The sequence below is a fragment of the Streptomyces sp. JLYT201 genome (genome assembly GCF_059448825.1).
In genome coordinates this window covers 3319230-3338801 of the sequence record NZ_CM182551.1, presented here as the reverse complement: position 1 = coordinate 3338801, position 19572 = coordinate 3319230, and the positions used below count along the sequence as shown (strand labels likewise).

The window sequence follows — 19572 nt, the reverse complement described above, 5'->3', positions numbered from 1 at the left end:
AGGCCGGGCTAGGGCGTGGCCCAGGCGCGCATCGCGGCCTTGTCGGGGAAGTCCGCCACGTTCTTGTCCAGGGGCGTCGACGTGTACTGGTGGATGCGCCACTCGGCGCGGATGCGGGGCTTGCCCGCCGTCACGTAGTCGGCGATCCACAGGCCGTCGCCCGCGTACGACGTCGTGTCCCGGTTCAGCCAGAAGTCGCGGTTGGTGTAGAGGATCGTCCGCAGGTTCGGGCGGAGCCGCTTCACCTCCTTGATGAAGCGGTCCTTCTCCGCGTTCGTCGCCGCCGTGTGGTCGCCCGTCCACTCCCAGTCGACGGCCAGGAAGTCGCCCGCCCGCTCCGGGGCCTCGGCCACGAAGTACTCCGCCTGGGCCGTGATGTTGCCGGGCCACAGGAAGTGGTAGAAGCCCAGGACGCAGTCGGCGTCGCGGGCGCGTTCCGTCTGGGCCGACAGGCGCGGATTGATGTAGGAGCGGCCCTCGGTGGCCTTGACGATGACGAAGGAGACGCCGTCGGTCGAGAAGGACGACTGGTGGGAACTGACGTCGATGCCGCGCAGCATGGATGGCCTCCGGAGGTGGGGGAGGAGGGAAGCGGGTCGCGGCCGGGGAACGGGGGGTGGGGGGTTCGCCCCGGCGGTCGGTGAGCGATCGGTGAGCGGTCGGTGAAACGTGAACTGCTGACTGTGGATTGACCGTTCCCCACCACAGGCGTTCCCATCCATACTGAGGGCCCTTCCCACGCCCCCCACCCCCACGGGAACCCACATGGCCCTCAGCCGTCGCACCTTCCTCGCCGCCGCCGGTGCCACCGCGTCCGCCGCCCTCGTCGGCACGTCCGCGACGCGTGCCGCCGCCCGCCCCCTCGACGGCCGCAGCTGGCTGGCCGGGATCGACTCCTCGACTCCCCTTCAGCGCCTCACGATTCCCGGTACGCACGACTCCGGGGCCCGCTTCGGCGGCTGGTGGGTGGAGTGCCAGAACACCACGCTCGGGCAGCAACTGGCCTCCGGCATACGGTTCCTGGACATCCGGTGCCGGGCCTTCGAGGGCTCCTTCACCATCCACCACGCGGCGTTCTACCAGAACCTGAACTTCGACGACGTGCTCGGCGCCTGCCGGGACCTCCTGGCCGCCCAGCCGTCGGAGACCGTCCTCATGCGGGTCAAGCAGGAGTACTCGGAAGAGAGCGACAGCGCGTTCCGCGCGGTCTTCGACGACTATCTGGACCGGCGCGGGTGGCGGTCCCTCTTCCACATCGGGCAGGCCTGGCCGCGCCTCGGCGACGTGCGCGGCCGCGTCGTCCTCATCGCCGACAACGGCGGCCTGCCGGGCGGCATCCGGTGGGGCGACACCGGGACCTTCGACCTCCAGGACGACTGGAACGCCGCCCCGGGCGCGAAGTACCCGAAGGTCGAGGCACACTTCCGCAAGGCCGCGGCCCAGCCCGGCAAGCAGTACGTCAACTTCGTGAGCACCGCGGCCGGGCTGCCGCCGCGCTGGAACTCCGACGAGCTGAACCCGAAGGTGCACGCCCTCCTGGAGAGCGCCGAGGGGCGGGCCTGGCGGGGGCTCGGGATCGTGCCGATGGACTACCCGAACACCCGCGCCGGCCTGGTGGAGTCACTCATCGCCCACCACTAGGGCCCTCGCGGGAGCCCGGGTCAGCACTCGATGATGTTGACCGCGAGGCCGCCGCGCGCGGTCTCCTTGTACTTCACGCTCATGTCGGCGCCGGTCTCCTTCATGGTCTTGATGACCTTGTCGAGGGACACCTTGTGGGAGCCGTCGCCGCGCATGGCCATGCGGGCGGCGGTGACGGCCTTCACCGCGGCCATGCCGTTGCGCTCGATGCACGGGATCTGGACGAGGCCGCCGACCGGGTCGCAGGTCAGGCCGAGGTTGTGCTCCATGCCGATCTCGGCGGCGTTCTCCACCTGCTCCGGGGAGCCGCCGAGGACCTCGGCGAGGGCGCCCGCCGCCATCGAGCAGGCGGAGCCGACCTCGCCCTGGCAGCCGACCTCGGCACCGGAGATCGACGCGTTCTCCTTGAAGAGCATGCCGATGGCGCCGGCGGCGAGCAGGAAGCGGACCACGCCCTCCTCGTCGGCGCCGGGCACGAAGTTCATGTAGTAGTGCAGGACGGCCGGGATGATGCCCGCGGCGCCGTTCGTCGGGGCGGTCACGACGCGGCCGCCCGCGGCGTTCTCCTCGTTCACCGCCATCGCGTACAGCGTGATCCACTCCATCGCGCGGGCCTGCGGGTCGCCCTCGGCGCGCAGCTGGCGGGCGGAGTGGGCGGCGCGGCGGCGGACCTTCAGGCCGCCGGGCAGGATGCCCTCGCGGGACATGCCGCGCGAGACGCAGGCCTGCATGACGCGCCAGATGTCGAGCAGGCCCTCGCGGATCTCCTCCTCGGTGCGCCAGGCCTTCTCGTTCTCCAGCATCATCGCGGAGATGGACAGGCCCGTCTCGGCGGAGAGGCGCAGCAGCTCGTCACCGGTGCGGAAGGGGTACTTCAGGACCGTGTCGTCGGGCACGATCGGGTTCTGGCCCTCGACGGCCGCCTCGTCGACGACGAAGCCGCCGCCTACCGAGTAGTAGGTCTTCTCCAGGACGAGGGCGCCCTCGCGGTCGTACGCGAAGATCGTCATGCCGTTCGCGTGGTACGGCAGGGCCTTGCGGCGGTGCAGGACCAGGTCCTCGTCGAAGTCGAAGTCGATCTCGTGCATGCCGAGGACGTTCAGCCGCCGGGAGGTCTTGATCTCCTCGACGCGGTCGTCGGCGCTCTCCACGTTCACCGTGCGCGGGGACTCGCCCTCCAGTCCGAGGAGGACGGCCTTGGGCGTGCCGTGGCCGTGGCCGGTGGCGCCGAGGGAGCCGTACAGCTCGGCGCGTATGGCCGTGGTGTGGGCCAGCAGGCCCTCGTTCTTGAGGCGGCGGGCGAACATGCGCGCCGCCCGCATCGGGCCGACCGTGTGGGAGCTGGACGGGCCGATGCCGATCGAGAACAGGTCGAAGACCGAGATGGCCACGAGAGAACTCCAATGGTGGGTGGTAGACGCCGTTGTCTGCCGGTCGTGCGAGGGCGGTGCTGCGCGGGCTCGGCGGGCTTTCACGGGCTTGCGGGTCTGCTGGTCGGGCACGCGGTGCGGGGCACCGCGCGCACCGTCCTCAGGTCCAGTGTGCGCGGTGCCCCGGAAGTCCGTACCAATAAAAGCGTACGAAACTACTTCAGGCCGGGGTACAGCGGGTGCTTCGCGGCCAGAGCGGACACCCGGCCCCGCAGGGACTCGGCGTCGAAGCCGGGCTTCAGCGCCTCCGCGATGATGTCGGCGACCTCGCGGAAGTCCTCGGCCTGGAAGCCGCGGGTGGCCAGGGCCGGGGTGCCGATGCGCAGGCCGGAGGTGACCATCGGCGGGCGCGGGTCGTTCGGGACGGCGTTGCGGTTGACCGTGATGCCGACCTCGTGGAGGCGGTCCTCGGCCTGCTGGCCGTCCAGCTCGCTGTCGCGCAGGTCGACCAGGACCAGGTGCACGTCCGTGCCGCCGGACAGGACGTCCACGCCGACGGCCTTGGCGTCGTCCTGGACCAGGCGCTCGGCCAGGATGCGGGCGCCGTCCAGGGTGCGCTGCTGGCGCTCCTTGAACTCCTCGGAGGCCGCGACCTTGAAGGAGACGGCCTTGGCCGCGATCACGTGCTCCAGGGGGCCGCCCTGGAAGCCGGGGAAGACCGCGGAGTTCAGCTTCTTCGCGAAGTCCTTGTTGCGGGCCAGGATGATGCCGCCGCGCGGGCCGCCGAGCGTCTTGTGCGTGGTGGAGGTCACCACGTCCGCGAACGGCACCGGGTTCGGGTGCAGGCCCGCGGCGACGAGACCGGCGAAGTGCGCCATGTCGACCCACAGGTACGCGCCGACCTCGTCGGCGATCCGGCGGAACTCGGCGAAGTCGAGCTGACGCGGGTAGGCGGACCAGCCCGCGATGATCACCTTCGGGCTGTTCTCCTTGGCCAGGCGCTCGACCTCGGCCATGTCGACCAGGCCGGCCTCGTCCACGTGGTACGGGACCACGTTGAACTGCTTGCCGGAGAAGTTCAGGCGCATGCCGTGGGTGAGGTGGCCGCCGTGCGCCAGGTCCAGGCCGAGGATCGTGTCGCCGGGCTTGGCGATGGCGAAGAGCGCGGCCTGGTTGGCGGAGGCGCCGGAGTGCGGCTGGACGTTGGCGTACTCGGCGCCGAACAGCTCCTTGACCCGGTCGATCGCGATCTGCTCGGCCACGTCGACGTGCTCGCAGCCGCCGTAGTAGCGGCGGCCGGGGTAGCCCTCGGCGTACTTGTTGGTGAGGACCGTGCCCTGGGCCTCCATGACGGCGACCGGAGCGAAGTTCTCCGAGGCGATCATTTCCAGGGTGGACTGCTGGCGGTTCAGCTCGGCGTCGACGGCCGCGGCCACGTCCGGGTCGAGCTCGTGGAGAGGGGTGTTCAGAAGCGACATCGGAAGATCAGTCCTTACGCCGTGGTCAGCTGCCTGCGAACTCGGTGTACTCGTCGGCGGAGAGCAGGTCGCCCGGCTCCTCGGCGACGCGCACCTTGAACAGCCAGCCGCCCTCGAAGGGGGCCGAGTTCACCAGGGACGGGTCGTCCACAACGTCCTGGTTGGCCTCGACGACCTCACCGGAAACCGGCGAGTACAGGTCGCTGACCGACTTCGTCGACTCCAGCTCACCGCAGGTCTCACCCGCGGCGACCGTGTCGCCGACCGCCGGAAGCTGGGCGAAGACGACGTCGCCGAGCGCGTTGGCCGCGAACTCGGTGATGCCGACCGTCGCCACACCGTCCTCGGTGGCCGACAGCCACTCGTGCTCCTTGCTGTAACGCAGCTGCTGGGGGTTGCTCATGGCGTGAATTCTCCTGTACGCGGGCGTGTGCTGATGAACGCGGGGATGTGCAGTCTTACGGAGTGAGACGGGACGGACGGGGCACCGGCGGACGGACCGGACTCCGGCGCGTCCGCGGGATCAGGTCCGGCGCGGGCCGTGCGTCACTTCTGCCGCTTGTAGAACGGCAGCGCCACGACCTCGTAGGGCTCGTGGGTGCCGCGGATGTCGACGCCCACGCCCGCCGTGCCCGCCTGCGCGTGCGCCGGGTCCACGTACGCCATCGCGATCGGCTTGCCGAGCGTCGGCGACGGGGCGCCGGAGGTGACCTGGCCGATGACCTCGCCGTTCGCCACGACGTCCATGCCCGCGCGCGGCACCCGGCGGCCCTCGGCGACAAGCCCGACGAGCTTGCGCGGGGGCGCGCTCTCGGCGCGCTCCGCGGCGGCCTGCAGGGCGTCGTGGCCCACGAAGTCGTCGGCGTGGGTCGTCTTGTCGAACTTCACGACCCGGCCGAGGCCCGCGTCGAAGGGGGTCAGCGACGTCGTCAGCTCGTTCCCGTACAGCGGCATGCCCGCCTCCAGGCGCAGCGTGTCGCGGCAGGACAGGCCGCATGGCACGAGCCCCACGGGGGTACCCGCGTCCGTGAGCGCCCGCCAGAGCTTCTCGGCGTGCTGCGGCTGCACGAACAGCTCGAAGCCGTCCTCGCCGGTGTAGCCGGTGCGGGCGATCAGGGCGGGCACGCCCGCCACGGTGCCCGGCAGGCCCGCGTAGTACTTCAGGCCGTCCAGGTCGGCGTCCGTGAGGGACTTCAGGATGCCGGGGGACTCCGGGCCCTGCACCGCGATCAGGGCGTAGGCGTCGCGGTCGTCGCGGACCTCGGCGTCGAAGCCCGCGGCGCGCTCGGTGAGGGCGTCCAGGACGGTCTGGGCGTTGGAGGCATTGGCCACGACCATGTACTCGGTCTCGGCCAGGCGGTAGACGATCAGGTCGTCCAGGATGCCGCCGTCCTGCCGACAGATCATGGTGTACCGGGCGCGGCCCACGGAGACGGAGCCGATGTTGCCGACGAGCGCGAAGTTCAGCAGGTCCACGGCCTGGGCGCCGGTGACGGTGATCTCGCCCATGTGGGAGAGGTCGAAGAGGCCGGCCTTGGTGCGCACGGCGTTGTGCTCGTCGCGCTCGCTGGCGTACCGCAGCGGCATGTCCCAGCCCGCGAAGTCGGTCATCGTGGCGCCCAGCGAACGGTGCAGGGCGTCGAGGGCGGTCTGACGTGGGGCGCTTGCGGTCTGACTCATCAGTACTGGCTCCAGGGCATGACGGGCGAGGTCTGTCCTCCCCATCTGTCATAAACCTGAGAGGTTCACCACGTCCCGCGCGTATGACGGGGCATGACTTGCACCTTGGGTGGAGCCGTCCCGCGGGCCGAGCTGGTGGCGCTCGTCGGGGGAGTGGCTCGCTTTTCAGATGTGCCTCGCCCGCGCGGTACGGGGCCTGAGAGATTCAAGGGAGGAACTTGCTCCTTCGGCGCCCCGCGACGCTCCTGCGTCACCGGGGACTCTCCCGCGCGGATTCAAGCGGCCGGTATGGAGTTGGCGCGCACATCATTGCACGCGCCCCCGCTTCACAACAGCCGCAACCAGGGAGTCCCCCGCTGTCGTCTTCGTAGGGCATTACCTTCTCTTTACATACGACGGAGAAGTACTGGGGATGAGTGACGTGACGAGCATGGGGAGGCCGATCACGGTGCGCAGGAGCAGTGCTTACGCGACGACCACGGGTGTCTCGCTGCCCAGGGCGGGGGCGGTGCTGCCCGGCGCGGGCGTCGCCCTGCCCCCGCAGCCGGGCGCCCCCGCGGCGCCCGCGCGGGAGGCCGTCGCCGCCTCCCACCGGGCCGTGGTGCGCGACCTCAGGGGCCGCTCCGGGCACGGCCCGCGCCGCCTGGTGTTCGCCGCGGGGGACGTCGTGGTGGTCTCCGGCCTGCCCGGCAGCGGCAAGTCCACGCTGATGCGGCGCGCCGTGGCGGGCCCGCGCGTGGACTCCCAGGACACCCGCGACCGCTGGGCGGCCCGGGTGCCGCGCCGGATCCCGTACGCGCTCTACCGCCCCCTGGTCCGCCTCGCGCACTACGTGCACCTGCGCCGGACGCTGCGCGCGGGCACCGGCGTCGTCGTCCACGACTGCGGCACCCAGCCGTGGGTGCGCCGCTGGCTCGCCCGCGCGGCGGCCCGGCGCGGGGCCACGCTGCACCTGCTCCTCCTCGACGTGCCCGCCCCGGTGGCCCTCGACGGCCAGCGCGCCCGGGGGCGCGGCGTCTCCCGGTACGCCTTCGCGCGCCACCGCAGGACGGTCGGCCGTCTCGTCCGGGCCGCCGAGAGCGGGCGCCTTCCGCGCGGCTGCGGCTCGGCGGTGCTGCTCGACCGGGAGGCGGCGGGGGCGCTGCGCGCGCTGGGCTTCGAGGGTCAGGGCGGGTAGGGCGGGGCGCGCGGGCCCGGCGGCGTTAGGGTCGGGCCGCAGACAGCACGCAGAGCAGAGGTCGAGGCAGATGGACTTTCCGGGGGACGTACCGGCACAGGCGCACGCCCATCCCTACGGCGGCTGGCCCGCCAACGAACTGGAGGAGGTGCTCGCCGCCTCGCTCGGCGCGCCGCCGTCCGAGGCGACGGGCGCCCGCATAGTCGAGGTGCTGGGCCGCAGCAGCCTGTGGATCCCGCTGCCGAACGGCGGCGGGCCCGAGAGCGGCACGCTCGACCTGCCGACGCTGGAGCTCGACGGGCAGGCGTACGTGCCCGTCTTCACCTCGGAGCAGGAGTTCCAGCAGGCCACCGGGGGGCGGATGAGCTGCACGGTGGCGCCCGCGGTGGAGTTCGCGCGCGGCCTGGCGCCGGAGCTCGGCATCGCGCTCAACCCGGAGGGCACGGTGGCGGTGCCGCTGCCGCCCGCCGCGGTGGCCGCGCTGTGCCGGGTGGGGCGCACGGAGCTGGACGGGCCCGCGAGCGGCGGCCGGGTGCGGCTCTTCGAGCCGGACTGGCAGGACGACCCGGTGGACTTCCTGTCCGCCGCGGCGCAGGAGTTCGAGGCGACGGGCGCGGTGCTCAGCGCGCGGCGCTGTCTCGCCACCGTCGAGGACGAGGCCCCCACCCTGTTCGTCGGCGTCGAGCTGTCCTCCTGGGAGAGCGACGCCCGGGACTTGCCCATGGCGGCCCTCGGCCGCGCCCTCGGCCGGACCCCGGTGCCGTGGCCGGTCAACCTGGTCCTCCTGGACGTGGCCCAGGACCCGGTGGGCGACTGGATGAGGGCCCGCCTCCGCCCGTTCTTCACCGCAGGCTAGGGGGAGCGCCCCGAGGGGCCAGCGCCCCGGGGGCCAGCGCCCCGAAGGGGCGCGGGGAACTGCGCGACCAGCCACGGACGGCCCGCAGGCATCCGACGGCAGAGCACGGCACAGCACGGCACAGCACGGCACCACCTGTTCAAGCGCTAAGTCGCCACACCCCGCTTAAGCTGGTGCCCGGTGACGCGGTCGGCGCAACGACCGCGCAGGGCACGTCGCGAAGGGGCGGTTAGGGTGAGCGCGTCGGGCACCGCTGCGGCCGGACAGGTCGAGCACATGCTGCGCCAGGTGACGCCGGGGCGCTATGACGCGTACGAGGCGCTCCTGCACGCCCTCGCCGACGGCAAGGTGTGGATGCTGCTCTGGCACGGCCAGGCCGGATCCCCCGACGCCCAGTACGGCAACATGGAGGTGGAGGGCTACGGCTACGCGCCGTGCGTGACCTCCGCCCAGGAGCTCTCCGCCAGCGGCTGGAACCGCGGCTACGAAGTGGTCGGCGGCCTCGACGTGGCCCGCGCGCTGTACCCGGACCACTACGGCCTGTGGCTCAATCCGCACGCCCCAGGCGGCGGCGTCGGCATCCCCTGGCTCGATCTGCGGCGCATCGCGGGCGGCCTCGCCAGCCAGCCCGCCGGCCCGCTGCGGCTGACCGACCCGACCATCGAACTCCCGCAGTTCTACGCGCTGTTGACCCAGAACGCGCACCGCACCCCCGCCGTCCGCGCGCTGCGCCGCGCCTGGGTGCAGCCGGTGCTCGGCGCGCCCTATCTGGCCATCGGCCTGGACGTGTACGACACCTCGCCCGCGTCCGTCGACTCGGTGCGCGCGATGATGCAGCAGTCCATCGGCGCCGTCCCCGAGGGCCTGCCCGTGTCGACCGTCGCGATGGCCGATCCGCACGACCCGGTGGCGCTGTGGCTGCGCGCCAACGCCCGGCCGTTCTACGACCGCGACGCGCAGGGGGCTTCCGCTCCCGCCGCGGGCGGATACGGCTATCCCGCACAGTACTGAGGCATCTCGTACGAAAGACGTAGCAATCCCACTGCGCGCCCCTTGCGGCGAACAGGGTGGTGGCTGGATTCCGCTTGTCGTCGGCGAGCTGATCAGCGCCGTTGTGCGTGATGTCCTCTTCTGGGGCAGGAGTGCCTGTATGGACGCGTGTGGCTCCTGTGCCCCCAACTGCCCCGTGTTCGCCCGTCGTTCAGTGACGTCCGGATAACGGAACACCTCGATCAGCATCACGGTTGCGCATCCATTCCCCGACAAGTCTGGTAACAGATCACGACCCCGTTGAAGACTCCCGCTCCAAGGGGCCTTCGCCCCTGTGTACGACGGACTGATCACGTCGCTACAGCGGCAAGTGCGGGCCGGTCACCGCCGGTTGAGAGGGGTCCCTGCCACGATGACGGCGCCATTGCATGACACACCTGCGGACGCGAAACCCACGGTGGAAGTCGCCCCCGCAGCTGGTGCAGGGGGGAAGAAGGTCGAGGGGCGGTCCCTCACCCAGATCGCCTGGAACCGGCTGAAGCGCGACAAGGTCGCCCTCGCGGGCGGCATCACGGTGGTCCTCCTGGTCCTCGTGGCGGTGTTCGCGCCCCTGATCGTCGGCCTGCTCGGACACCCGCCGAACGACTTCCACCAGGAGAAGCTGGACCCGCTGACGAACCTGCCCACGGGCTCGTTCGGCGGCGTGAGCAGCGACTACCTCTTCGGAGTCGAGCCCAACAAGGGCCGCGACGTGTTCAGCCGGATCGTCTACGGAGCACGCATCTCGCTGCTCGTGGCCTTCCTCGCCGCGATCGTCGCCGTGGTGCTCGGCACCCTCTTCGGGATCATCGCGGGCTACTTCGGCGGCTGGATCGACGCCCTGATCAGCCGCGTGATGGACGTGCTGCTCTCCTTCCCGCAGCTGCTCTTCATCATCTCCCTGGTCTCGGTCCTTCCCGACGACTTCCTCGGCCTCGAAGGGACGAGCGTGCGCGTCGCGATCCTCGTCCTGGTCATCGGCTTCTTCGGCTGGCCGTACATCGGGCGCATCGTGCGCGGCCAGACGCTCTCGCTCAGGGAGCGCGAGTACGTGGAGGCCGCCAAGAGCCTCGGCGGCGGGCGGCGCCACATCCTCTTCCGCGAACTCCTGCCGAACCTCGTGGCCCCCATCACCGTCTACGCGACGCTGATGATCCCCACGAACATCCTCACGGAGGCCGCCCTCAGCTTCCTGGGCGCGGGTGTCAAGCCGCCGACCGCCTCCTGGGGAGGCATGCTGCGCGACGCCCTCGAAACGTACGAGCACGACCCGATGTTCATGGTCTTCCCGGGTGTGACGATCTTCATCACGGTGCTCGCCTTCAACCTCTTCGGGGACGGTCTGCGCGACGCGCTCGACCCCAAGGGAACCCGCTAGCAGACCCGACTGACTTGCCCCTGCCGCTGGTCAGGTGGCTCTTTCCATGGTTCTTCGGCAGCGATAAGCCAGGGACCGCGAATCTGGAAGGTTGCGAGAAAATGCCCACACTTCCCCCGAAAAGGCGGCTCGCCGCGGGCGCGGCCCTCGTCGTCGCGGCCCTGGTGACCACCACGGCCTGCGGCAGCGGCGACGGTGACGGCGACGGCGACGGCAAGGGAGCCGGCTACAACGCCGCCCTGAACAAGGTCGCCAAGGCGTCCAAGAAGACCGGTGGCACCCTGCGCATGGTCGGGAAGCAGGACCTCGACTCCGCCGACCCGCAGCGCGCGTACTACGGCATGTCCTGGGACTTCATGCGCTTCTACACCCGCCAGCTGGTGTCGTACGACACCAAGCCGGGCAAGGCGGGCACGAAGCTGGTGCCGGACCTCGCCAAGTCCACGGCGAAGATCTCGGCCGACGGCAAGACCTACACGTACGAGCTGCGTGACGGCCTCACCTGGGAGGACGGCTCGCCGCTGACCTCCAAGGACATCAAGTACGGAATCGAGCGCATCTGGGCCAAGGACACCATCACCGGTGGCCCCGGCTATCTGCGCCAGGCGCTCGACCCCAAGGGCGAGTACCCGGGTCCGTACAAGGACAAGTCGGCGGACAAGCTCGGTCTGAAGGCGATCCAGACGCCGAACGACAAGACCATCATCTTCAAGCTGCCCAAGCGCAACGGTGACTTCGAGCAGTTCCTCGCGATGCCCTCCGGCTCCCCGGTGAAGGCGGCGAAGGACACCAAGGCGAAGTACACCTCGCGGCCGTTCTCCTCGGGCCCGTACAAGTTCGACACGTACAAGCCCGGCAAGAAGATCGTGCTCGTGCGCAACGACAAGTGGAAGAAGGCCTCGGACCCGATCCGCCCGGCGCTCCCGGACAAGATCGACGTCACCATCTCCGCCAACCTGGAGGAGAACGACAAGCGCCTGATGGCCGGCGACTACGACGTCGACCTCAACGGCACCGGCATGACGCAGTCGGGCCGCGTCACCGCCGTCCAGAAGCACCGCGACAGCGTCGACAACATGCACACGTCCTTCGTGCGCTACGTCGCCCTGATCCACACGGCGAAGCCGTTCGACAACGTCCACTGCCGCAAGGCCGTCTTCTACGCCACGGACTTCGCGAGCCTGCAGCAGACCCGCGGCGGCAAGCTCGCCGCCGGTGACATCGCCAACAGCACCTTCCCCAAGGCGATCCCGGGCTACAGCGACTACGACCCGTACGGCGTGCTCGCGCGCAAGGGCAAGCCGGACCTGGCCAAGGCCAAGGACGAGCTCAAGCAGTGCGACAAGCCGAACGGCTTCAGCGCCAAGCTGACCGCCCGCAACAACAACCCGGGTGAGGTCGACGCCGCCGAGGCGCTCCAGGCCCAGCTGAAGAAGGCCAACATCAACGTCGACGTCGAGTCCCTCGACGGCGCCGACTCGGCCAGCATCACCGGTTCGCCCTCCGTGGTGAAGAAGCGCGGCTACAGCATGCAGATGTCCGGCTGGGGCCCCGACTTCCCGTCCGGCCAGGGCTACGCGCAGCCGCTGTTCGACTCCCGCTTCCTGGTCGAGAACGGCAACTACAACGAGTCCCAGATCAAGGACAAGAAGATCGACGGGCTCTTCGACAAGGCGATCGCCGAGACCGACCCGGTCAAGGCCGGTGAGATCTACAAGCAGCTCGACAAGCGCATCCTCGACCAGGCCGACTGGATGCCCTTCCTCTACGAGAAGAACATCACCTGGCGCGGACCGCGGCTGACCAACGCCTACATGTCCGACGCCTACAACGGCCGGTACGACTACGTCTCGCTCGGCGTCAGCAGCAAGTAGCGCCCCACCGCCACGGCGGGCAGCCCCCGCCGTGGCACCCGTAGTTGATCAACCGTCACAACGCCGCCGATATCCGCCAGTCCGAAGGGCAGGTGATGGCCCCGGGCGGTGGCCCCGCACCCCTCACGAGGGGGCCGCGGAGCCACCGCCGGGCCGCGCACAGTGCTTGCTTACCTCATCCGGCGCCTGATCGCCGTCATCATCATGGTGCTGGTCGTACTGCTCGCGACCTTCACCGTCTTCTTCATGCTGCCCAAGTGGGCTGGACAGGACATCGCCGTCCTCTTCGCCGGCAAGCAGGCCGGAGCCGAGCAGCTCGCCGGCATCCGGACCAAGCTGGGTCTCGACGACCCGCTGATCGTCCAGTTCTGGGACTTCATCAAGGGCATCCCGATGGGCCGGGACTACGCCAACGGCAGTGATGTCACGCACTGCCCGGCGCCCTGCTTCGGCTACTCCTTCCGCACCGAGGCGCCCGTCTGGGAGACCCTCAAGGACGCCCTGCCCGTGACCGGCGCGCTCGCCGCCGGTGCCTGTGTGCTGTGGCTCGCCGCCGGTGTCGCCACCGGTGTGGTCTCCGCGCTCAAGCGGGGCACCATCTGGGACCGCGCCGCGATGACCACCGCCCTCGGCGGCGTCTCGCTGCCCGTCTTCTTCACCGGCATGGTCGCGATGGGCATCTTCGTCCACAACCTGGGCTGGGTGAAGATCGCCGACAGCCTCTCGACGGACGACAGCATCGACGTCTGGTTCCAGACGCTGATCCTGCCGTGGATCGTGCTCGCCTTCCTCAACGCCGCGATGTACGCGCGTCTCACCCGCGCCACCATGATGGAAGTCCTCGGCGAGGACTACATCCGCACCGCGCGCGCCAAGGGCCTCGGCGAGTCCGTCGTCATCCGCAGACACGCCCTGCGCTCCGCGATGACGCCGATCCTCACCGTCTTCGGACTCGACCTCGGCGTCCTCATGGGCGGCGCCGTGCTCACCGAGTCCACCTTCAACCTTCCGGGCCTCGGCCTCGAAGCGGTCAGGGCCATCAGCAGCAAGGACCTGCCCGTGATCCTCGGCGTCACCCTGTGCGCGGCCCTCGCCATCGCCGTCGCCAACCTCGTCGTGGACCTTCTGTACGCCGTCATTGACCCGCGAGTGAGGCTGGGATGACCGAACTGAGCAAGAGCGGTGCCGCGGTGGGCGAGCCCACCACCGGTTCCGCGGCCCCCACCGCCTTCCTCGAGGTCCGCGACCTCAAGGTGCACTTCCCCACCGACGACGGCCTGGTGAAGTCCGTCGACGGCCTGACCTTCTCCCTGGAGAAGGGCCGCACCCTCGGCATCGTCGGCGAGTCCGGCTCCGGCAAGTCCGTGACCTCGCTCGGCATCCTCGGGCTGCACACGGCCGGGCAGTACGGCCGCCGCAAGCCGCAGCTGTCCGGCGAGATCTGGCTGAACGGCACCGAGCTGCTCAGCGCGCCCCCGGACCAGGTGCGCAAGCTGCGTGGCCGTGAGATGGCGATGATCTTCCAGGACCCGCTGTCCGCGCTGCACCCGTACTACTCCATCGGCAAGCAGATCACCGAGGCGTACCGGGTCCACCACGACGTCGACAAGAAGGCCGCCCGCAAGCGCGCCATCGAGATGCTCGACCGCGTCGGCATCCCGCAGCCGGACAAGCGGGTGGACTCCTACCCGCACGAGTTCTCCGGCGGCATGCGCCAGCGCGCGATGATCGCGATGGCCCTGGTCAACAACCCGGAGCTGCTGATCGCCGACGAGCCCACGACGGCGCTCGACGTGACGGTCCAGGCCCAGATCCTGGACCTGATCAGGGACCTGCAGAAGGAGTTCGGCTCCGCGGTCATCATGATCACCCACGACCTGGGCGTGGTGGCGGAGATGGCCGACGAACTCCTCGTGATGTACGGCGGCCGCTGCGTCGAGCGCGGCTCGGCCCAGGAGGTCTTCTACGAGCCCCAGCACCCCTACACCTGGGGCCTGCTCGGCTCGATGCCGCGCATCGACCGCGAGGAGACCGAGCGCCTCATCCCGGTCAAGGGCTCCCCGCCCAGCCTCATCAACCTGCCGAGCGGCTGCGCCTTCAACCCGCGGTGCCCCTACGCCGACGTGCCCAAGGACAACATCACGCGGACGGAGCGCCCCGAACTGACCGAGGTCGGCTCCGGCCACTTCTCGGCCTGCCACATGTCGCGCGAGGAGCGCACCCGGATCTGGACCGAAGAGATTGCGCCGAAGCTGTGACCGAGAAACGTGACGCGGCGCGGGACGAAGCCGCAGTGACGGAGAAAGCCGAACAGATGACGATCCCGGAGCAGACGAAGAAGTCGTCGACGGCGAAGTCCGCGGAGACGCTGCTCAAGGTCGAGGGCCTGGTCAAGCACTTCCCCATCAAGAAGGGGCTGCTCCAGCGCCAGGTCGCGGCCGTGCAGGCGGTGGACGGCCTCACCTTCGACGTGCGGTCCGGCGAGACCCTCGGCGTCGTCGGCGAGTCCGGCTGCGGCAAGTCGACCATGGGCCGGCTCATCACCCGGCTGCTCGAACCGACCAGCGGGCGGGTGGAGTTCGAGGGCGTGGACATCACGCACCTGGGCACCGCGCGGATGCGCCCGCTGCGCCGCGACGTCCAGATGATCTTCCAGGACCCGTACTCCTCGCTGAACCCGCGCCACACCATCGGCACGATCGTGGGCGCGCCGTTCAAGCTCCAGGGCGTCAAGCCCGAGGGCGGCATCAAGAAGACCGTCCAGGAGATGCTGGAGCGCGTCGGCCTGAACCCGGAGCACTACAACCGCTATCCGCACGAGTTCTCCGGCGGCCAGCGCCAGCGCATCGGCATCGCGCGGGCGCTCGCGCTCAAGCCGAAGCTGGTGGTGGCGGACGAGCCCGTCTCCGCGCTCGACGTCTCCATCCAGGCGCAGGTCGTCAACCTCCTCGACGACCTCCAGGACGAGCTGGGGCTCACCTATGTGATCATCGCGCACGACCTGTCGGTCATCCGGCACGTGTCCGACCGGATCGCGGTGATGTACCTGGGCAAGATGGTCGAGCTCGCGGACCGCAAGGACCTGTACACCAAGCCGATGCACCCGTACACCAAGGCGCTGCTCTCCGCGGTGCCGGTGCCGGACCCCAAGCGGCGCGGCACCAAGAGCGAGCGCATCCTGCTCCGCGGCGACGTGCCCTCGCCGATCGACCCGCCCACCGGCTGCCGCTTCCACACGCGCTGCTGGAAGGCGACGGAGATCTGCGCGGTCAAGGAGCCGCCGCTGCTCTCCCTGGAGCCCGGCCACCAGGTGGCCTGCCACCACCCGGAGAACGCGGACGACCAGGCGCCCGAGGACACGAAGCTCCTGTCGGTGGCGCGCGAGGCCATCGACGTGGTGACGGTCACGACGGCCGCGGACGAGGCGGAGGCCGAGCCCGAGGCCAAGGCCGAGCCCGAGGCTGAGGCGGAGGCCGCGCCCAAGGCCGAGCCCGTGTCCAAGCCCGAGGCCAAGGCCAAGGCTGAAGCCGCGGCCGCGCCTTCGCAGGAAGCCGAGGCCGCGACGGAGGCCCCCGCGCCCGAGAAGGCAGCGGACCCGGAGTGATCCACCGCGCTGAGTTCCCCCGCCCGCCCGCCCCCACACGGGGCGGGCGGGCGTCGCCTTGGAGGAGAGCGGCGGCGACAGTTTGAGCCCGTCCGGCGATCGAGGACGAGCGCGTCGGCGCGATGGTCCTGCGGAGGGGGCGGGCCTCGGCGGGAGAGGGGCCCCGGGCGCGGCCCGGGTGAGTGGAGCTCACCCGGCGGGTGAGAATGGCTCGTGCTTCACGATTTGTTCAGCCCTTCCGTCCAGCACGCCCTGGACATCGCCGGAATCTTCGTCTTCGCGATCTCCGGCGCGCTCCTCGCCGTCCGCAAGAACTTCGACGTCTTCGGCATCGCCGTCCTCGCCGAGGTCACCGCGCTCGGCGGCGGGCTCTTCCGGGACCTGGTGATCGGCGCGGTGCCGCCCGCCGCGTTCACGGACCTCGGCTACTTCCTCACCCCGCTGCTCGCCGCGCTCCTCGTGTTCTTCCTGCACCCGGAGGTCGAACGCACCCAGCTCGCCGTGAACGTCTTCGACGCGGCGGGCCTCGGCCTGTTCTGCGTCACCGGAACGGCCAAGGCGTACGACTACGGCCTCGGCCTCACCGCGTCCGCGGCCCTCGGCCTCGCCACCGCGGTGGGCGGCGGCGTCCTGCGCGACATCGTCGCCAACGAGGTGCCCTCCCTGGTGCGCTGGGACCGCGACCTGTACGCGGTGCCGGCGATCGTGGGCGCGGCGATCGTCGCCCTGTGCCTGCGCTACGACGCCCTGAACGGCTTCACCACCGGGCTCGCGATCGTCACGGCGTTCGTGCTTCGGCTGCTCGCGATGCGCTACCACTGGCGGGCGCCCCGGGCGTGGAACCGCCGGTCGTCGGCGGCGGAGGACGGGGCCTGAGGGGCGCTCGGAGCCGGGCGAGAAAGAAAAGCTACCGCTTAGTAGTTACATGTTGTACGTTGTCGGCATGGCGGAAACAGCTGCGGCGCCCGCGCCGCGCGCGACGATCGGCAACAGCGAGTTCGACCGCGACACCGAGGTCTTCGCGCGCGAACCCGGCGTCTACGACACCGAGCTCTCGGCGGGCTGGACCATCATCAGCGCCGTCAACGGCGGCTATCTCCTCGCCCTCGTGGGCCGCGCGCTCGCGCACGCGCTGCCGCACTCCGACCCGTTCACGGTCTCGGCGCACTATCTGACGGCGTCCGAGCCGGGGCCCGCCGTCGTCCGCACGCAGGTCGTGCGCGCCGGGCGCGGTCTGTCCACCGGGCAGGCGTCCCTCTACCAGGAGGAGGGCGGGCGCGAGGTCGAGCGGCTGCGCGTCGTCGCCTCGTACGGCGACCTCGACGCGCTCCCCGACGACGTGCGCACCTCGGCGCTGCCGCCGGACCTGCCGCCCGTCGAGCAGTGCTTCGGGCCCGACGACGCGCCGGACCGCGGGGCGGTGCCCGGCAGCTCCGCGATCGCGGACCGGCTCTGGCTGAAGCTCGACCCGGCGACGCTCGGGTGGGCGCTCGGGGCGCCCTCCGGCAAGGGCGAGATGCGCGGCTGGTTCGGCCTCGCGGACGGGCGCGACCCCGATCCGCTGTCGCTGCTCCTCGCGGTGGACGCGCTGCCGCCGACGGCGTTCGAGCTGGGGCTCTCCGGCTGGGTGCCGACCATCGAGCTGACCGCGCACATCCGGGCCAGGCCCGCGCCGGGGCCGCTGCGGGTCTCCATCACCACGCGCAACCTGGCCGGGGGCTTCCTGGAGGAGGACGCCGAGGTCTGGGACACGGCCGACCGCCTGGTGGCCCAGTCCCGCCAACTGGCCCGGGCCCGCCTCTGACGGGCCCCCGCCCCTCGGGGCCGGGGCCCGGCCAAGGGCTCACGCCGTCAGGCAGACCCCCGCGTAGGAGACCCCCGCCACCACCACCCAGGCACACAGCCCCACCAGGGCCACCCGGCCCCCCGTACGGGCCAGCGACCGCAGGTCCACCGCGCTGCCGAGCCCGAAGAGGGCCGCCCCGAGGAGGAGCTCCTGGGCGAGCCCGGCCGCGTCGAGGGCGGACCCGGACAGCAGGTCCGTGCTGCGCAGGCCCACCATCAGCAGGAACCCGGCGACGAAGAGCGGCACCACGGCGGGCCGCCGCTCGCCGGGCGCGGCCGCGCCCCGGGCCCGTACGGAGACGGCGACCGCCGCGACGAGCGGCGCGAGCACGGCCACCCGCATCAGCTTGACGAGCACGCCCTCGCCGAGCGCGTCGCCCCCGGCGGTCTGCGCGGTCGCCACCACCTGCCCCACGTCGTGCACGCTGGCCCCGACCCACCGCCCGAACTCCGCGTCGGTGAGCCCCAACGGCCCCTGGAGCAGCGGGAGCACGGCGATCGCGAGCGTGCCGCACAGCGTGACGACGGCCACGGACGCGGCGGTGTCCCGCTCCTCGCTCTTGGACACGTCGCCGACCGCGCCGATCGCCGAGGCGCCGCAGATCGAGTAGCCGGTGGCGATGAGCAGGGGCTGGTCGCCGGGGAGCCCGAGCCGCCGGCCGAGCCACCAGGTGCCGAAGAACGTGGCCGCCACCGTCACGAGCACCATCGCGACGGTCTGCCAGCCCACGCCGAGCACGTCGTCGAGGCTGAGCTTCAGGCCGAGGAGCACCACGCCCACCCGCATCAGGCGCTTCGCCGCGAAGGTGAGCCCGGCCTTGGCGGGCCCGCGCACCCACGCCCGCGTACCGGGTGCGTGCGCGGCGACAAGCCCGAGCACGATGGCGACGGTCAGCATCGGCACACCGGGCAGCAGCCGGTGCGTCAGCCAGGCGAGCGCCACCGCGGCCGCGGCGAGGGCGAGCCCCGGCCAGGGGCCGGGTCCGGCGGTGGGAGCGGCGACGGGGGGCGCGGTCTTCGCCGGGCGCTGGCCGAGGAGCGCCATCAGCGGTCGGCCGGCAGGTCGTACACGCGCCGCACGCTCGTGCCGAGCCGGGAGATGTCCGCGCCGTAGACGTGCAGGGATATCGCGCGCCCCGCGCCCGCGTTCCACACCCGGTGGATGTCGCCGGGGGGTGCGAAGCCGCACACCGCGCCGGTGGGGTTGACGACGTCCTCGGTGGCGATGAGCCGCGCGGACGTTCCGGGCCCGGTCGCGGGCACGAGCCGGTAGCGCCGCTCGTGCTCCTCGCCCTCGTGCACCCCGGTCACGCACCAGGAGACGTGGTCGTGCACGGAGGTGCGCTGGCCGGGCATCCAGACGAGCGCGACGACGGAGAAGCTGCCGTCGGCCTCGGCGTGCAGGAGGTGCTGCCGGTAGCGGTCGGGGTCGCCCTCGCACTGCTCGGCGGTGAGCAGGTCGGCCGCGCCGAGGTGCGGCGCGAGCCGCTCGCCGACGAGGTAGGCGGTCAGGTCCGGCGGCAGACCGCGGCCGACGGCCTCGCGGATGTCGGCGACGAGCGCGTCGGTCCGCTCGGTCGTGCGGGCGGGCGGAGCGTGGTGCGCGGTGGGGGTGGTCATACTCGCAGCGTCGACCCGCA

Annotated in this window: 18 protein-coding genes and 1 riboswitch; of the genes, 11 read left to right on the top strand and 7 right to left on the bottom strand. The window is 71.2% G+C overall.

The window, feature by feature from the left end; translation table 11 throughout:
* Positions 1-8: 8 nt before the first annotated feature.
* A complete protein-coding gene (locus AC5WAM_RS13240; protein WP_366790129.1) occupies positions 9-560 on the bottom strand; it encodes a glycoside hydrolase family 25 protein in 552 nt (183 codons plus the stop codon).
* 205 nt (positions 561-765) lie between these two features.
* Here AC5WAM_RS13240 and AC5WAM_RS13235 point away from each other — a divergent pair, with 205 nt between their 5' ends.
* Complete coding sequence (locus tag AC5WAM_RS13235; RefSeq protein ID WP_495522698.1) at positions 766-1641, top strand: phosphatidylinositol-specific phospholipase C; 876 nt, start codon at positions 766-768, stop codon at positions 1639-1641.
* Positions 1642-1661: 20 nt separating this feature from the next.
* Here the strand turns inward: AC5WAM_RS13235 and AC5WAM_RS13230 are convergent, their stop codons facing one another.
* The 4 genes from AC5WAM_RS13230 to gcvT all read right to left on the bottom strand — a co-directional run bounded on the left by AC5WAM_RS13230 (position 1662) and on the right by gcvT (position 6169).
* Positions 1662-3032, bottom strand: a complete 1371-nt coding sequence (locus AC5WAM_RS13230; protein WP_495522697.1) for an L-serine ammonia-lyase — start codon at positions 3030-3032, stop codon at positions 1662-1664.
* Positions 3033-3226: 194 nt separating this feature from the next.
* Positions 3227-4489, bottom strand: coding sequence for a serine hydroxymethyltransferase (glyA, locus tag AC5WAM_RS13225; RefSeq protein ID WP_366790116.1), 1263 nt, complete (start codon positions 4487-4489; stop codon positions 3227-3229).
* Between the two features lie 25 nt (positions 4490-4514).
* Positions 4515-4892 carry a glycine cleavage system protein GcvH gene (gene gcvH, locus AC5WAM_RS13220; protein ID WP_242723927.1) on the bottom strand — a complete coding sequence of 126 codons (378 nt, stop codon included), beginning with the start codon at positions 4890-4892 and terminating at the stop codon, positions 4515-4517.
* A gap of 143 nt (positions 4893-5035) precedes the next feature.
* Positions 5036-6169, bottom strand: a complete 1134-nt coding sequence (gene gcvT / locus AC5WAM_RS13215; protein ID WP_366790115.1) for a glycine cleavage system aminomethyltransferase GcvT — start codon at positions 6167-6169, stop codon at positions 5036-5038.
* Positions 6170-6344: 175 nt separating this feature from the next.
* A riboswitch (glycine riboswitch) is annotated at positions 6345-6447 on the bottom strand.
* Positions 6448-6581: 134 nt separating this feature from the next.
* Here gcvT and AC5WAM_RS13210 point away from each other — a divergent pair.
* The 10 genes from AC5WAM_RS13210 (at position 6582) to AC5WAM_RS13165 (ending at position 17891) form a co-directional block, all read left to right on the top strand.
* Positions 6582-7346 (top strand): AAA family ATPase, encoded by a 765-nt coding sequence (locus AC5WAM_RS13210; RefSeq protein WP_495522696.1) that lies wholly within the window; start codon positions 6582-6584, stop codon positions 7344-7346.
* Positions 7347-7416: 70 nt separating this feature from the next.
* Entirely contained in the window at positions 7417-8202 is a 786-nt protein-coding gene (locus AC5WAM_RS13205) for an enhanced serine sensitivity protein SseB (protein ID WP_495522695.1), read from the top strand.
* Positions 8203-8436: 234 nt separating this feature from the next.
* Entirely contained in the window at positions 8437-9213 is a 777-nt protein-coding gene (locus AC5WAM_RS13200) for an enhanced serine sensitivity protein SseB C-terminal domain-containing protein (RefSeq protein ID WP_366790112.1), read from the top strand.
* A gap of 391 nt (positions 9214-9604) precedes the next feature.
* On the top strand, positions 9605-10609 hold the full coding sequence (locus AC5WAM_RS13195) for an ABC transporter permease (protein WP_366790111.1): 1005 nt from the start codon (positions 9605-9607) through the stop codon (positions 10607-10609).
* Positions 10610-10710: 101 nt separating this feature from the next.
* Positions 10711-12483, top strand: coding sequence for an ABC transporter substrate-binding protein (locus tag AC5WAM_RS13190; RefSeq protein WP_495522694.1), 1773 nt, complete (start codon positions 10711-10713; stop codon positions 12481-12483).
* 162 nt (positions 12484-12645) lie between these two features.
* Positions 12646-13647 (top strand): ABC transporter permease, encoded by a 1002-nt coding sequence (locus tag AC5WAM_RS13185; protein WP_138961940.1) that lies wholly within the window; start codon positions 12646-12648, stop codon positions 13645-13647.
* The gene (locus tag AC5WAM_RS13180) at positions 13644-14741 is read left to right on the top strand and encodes an ABC transporter ATP-binding protein (protein WP_138961941.1); all 1098 of its coding nucleotides are present in this window, start codon (positions 13644-13646) and stop codon (positions 14739-14741) included. The genes AC5WAM_RS13185 and AC5WAM_RS13180 overlap by 4 nt, the downstream gene beginning before the upstream one ends.
* A 56-nt stretch (positions 14742-14797) precedes the next feature.
* Positions 14798-16087 (top strand): ABC transporter ATP-binding protein, encoded by a 1290-nt coding sequence (locus AC5WAM_RS13175; protein WP_495523575.1) that lies wholly within the window; start codon positions 14798-14800, stop codon positions 16085-16087.
* 213 nt (positions 16088-16300) lie between these two features.
* On the top strand, positions 16301-16963 hold the full coding sequence (locus tag AC5WAM_RS13170) for a trimeric intracellular cation channel family protein (protein ID WP_242723937.1): 663 nt from the start codon (positions 16301-16303) through the stop codon (positions 16961-16963).
* A gap of 67 nt (positions 16964-17030) precedes the next feature.
* The gene (locus tag AC5WAM_RS13165; protein WP_138961943.1) at positions 17031-17891 is read left to right on the top strand and encodes a thioesterase family protein; all 861 of its coding nucleotides are present in this window, start codon (positions 17031-17033) and stop codon (positions 17889-17891) included.
* A 39-nt stretch (positions 17892-17930) separates the two neighbouring features.
* Here the strand turns inward: AC5WAM_RS13165 and AC5WAM_RS13160 are convergent, their stop codons facing one another.
* Both AC5WAM_RS13160 and AC5WAM_RS13155 read right to left on the bottom strand, forming a co-directional pair.
* Positions 17931-18977 carry a YeiH family protein gene (locus tag AC5WAM_RS13160; protein WP_495522693.1) on the bottom strand — a complete coding sequence of 349 codons (1047 nt, stop codon included), beginning with the start codon at positions 18975-18977 and terminating at the stop codon, positions 17931-17933.
* Positions 18977-19552, bottom strand: a complete 576-nt coding sequence (locus tag AC5WAM_RS13155; RefSeq protein ID WP_366790104.1) for a cysteine dioxygenase family protein — start codon at positions 19550-19552, stop codon at positions 18977-18979. Before AC5WAM_RS13155 ends, AC5WAM_RS13160 begins: the two co-directional genes overlap by 1 nt.
* Between the last annotated feature and the right edge of the window lie 20 nt (positions 19553-19572).

Coding starts and splice junctions, on each gene's coding strand:
- AC5WAM_RS13240 (WP_366790129.1), bottom strand. CDS start 560: ATGCTGCGCGGCATCGACGTCAGTTCCCACCAGTCGTCCTTCTCGACC.
- AC5WAM_RS13235 (WP_495522698.1), top strand. CDS start 766: ATGGCCCTCAGCCGTCGCACCTTCCTCGCCGCCGCCGGTGCCACCGCG.
- glyA (WP_366790116.1), bottom strand. CDS start 4,489: ATGTCGCTTCTGAACACCCCTCTCCACGAGCTCGACCCGGACGTGGCC.
- gcvH (WP_242723927.1), bottom strand. CDS start 4,892: ATGAGCAACCCCCAGCAGCTGCGTTACAGCAAGGAGCACGAGTGGCTG.
- gcvT (WP_366790115.1), bottom strand. CDS start 6,169: ATGAGTCAGACCGCAAGCGCCCCACGTCAGACCGCCCTCGACGCCCTG.
- AC5WAM_RS13210 (WP_495522696.1), top strand. CDS start 6,582: ATGAGTGACGTGACGAGCATGGGGAGGCCGATCACGGTGCGCAGGAGC.
- AC5WAM_RS13205 (WP_495522695.1), top strand. CDS start 7,417: ATGGACTTTCCGGGGGACGTACCGGCACAGGCGCACGCCCATCCCTAC.
- AC5WAM_RS13195 (WP_366790111.1), top strand. CDS start 9,605: ATGACGGCGCCATTGCATGACACACCTGCGGACGCGAAACCCACGGTG.
- AC5WAM_RS13190 (WP_495522694.1), top strand. CDS start 10,711: ATGCCCACACTTCCCCCGAAAAGGCGGCTCGCCGCGGGCGCGGCCCTC.
- AC5WAM_RS13180 (WP_138961941.1), top strand. CDS start 13,644: ATGACCGAACTGAGCAAGAGCGGTGCCGCGGTGGGCGAGCCCACCACC.
- AC5WAM_RS13175 (WP_495523575.1), top strand. CDS start 14,798: ATGACGATCCCGGAGCAGACGAAGAAGTCGTCGACGGCGAAGTCCGCG.
- AC5WAM_RS13165 (WP_138961943.1), top strand. CDS start 17,031: ATGGCGGAAACAGCTGCGGCGCCCGCGCCGCGCGCGACGATCGGCAAC.
- AC5WAM_RS13160 (WP_495522693.1), bottom strand. CDS start 18,977: ATGGCGCTCCTCGGCCAGCGCCCGGCGAAGACCGCGCCCCCCGTCGCC.
- AC5WAM_RS13155 (WP_366790104.1), bottom strand. CDS start 19,552: ATGACCACCCCCACCGCGCACCACGCTCCGCCCGCCCGCACGACCGAG.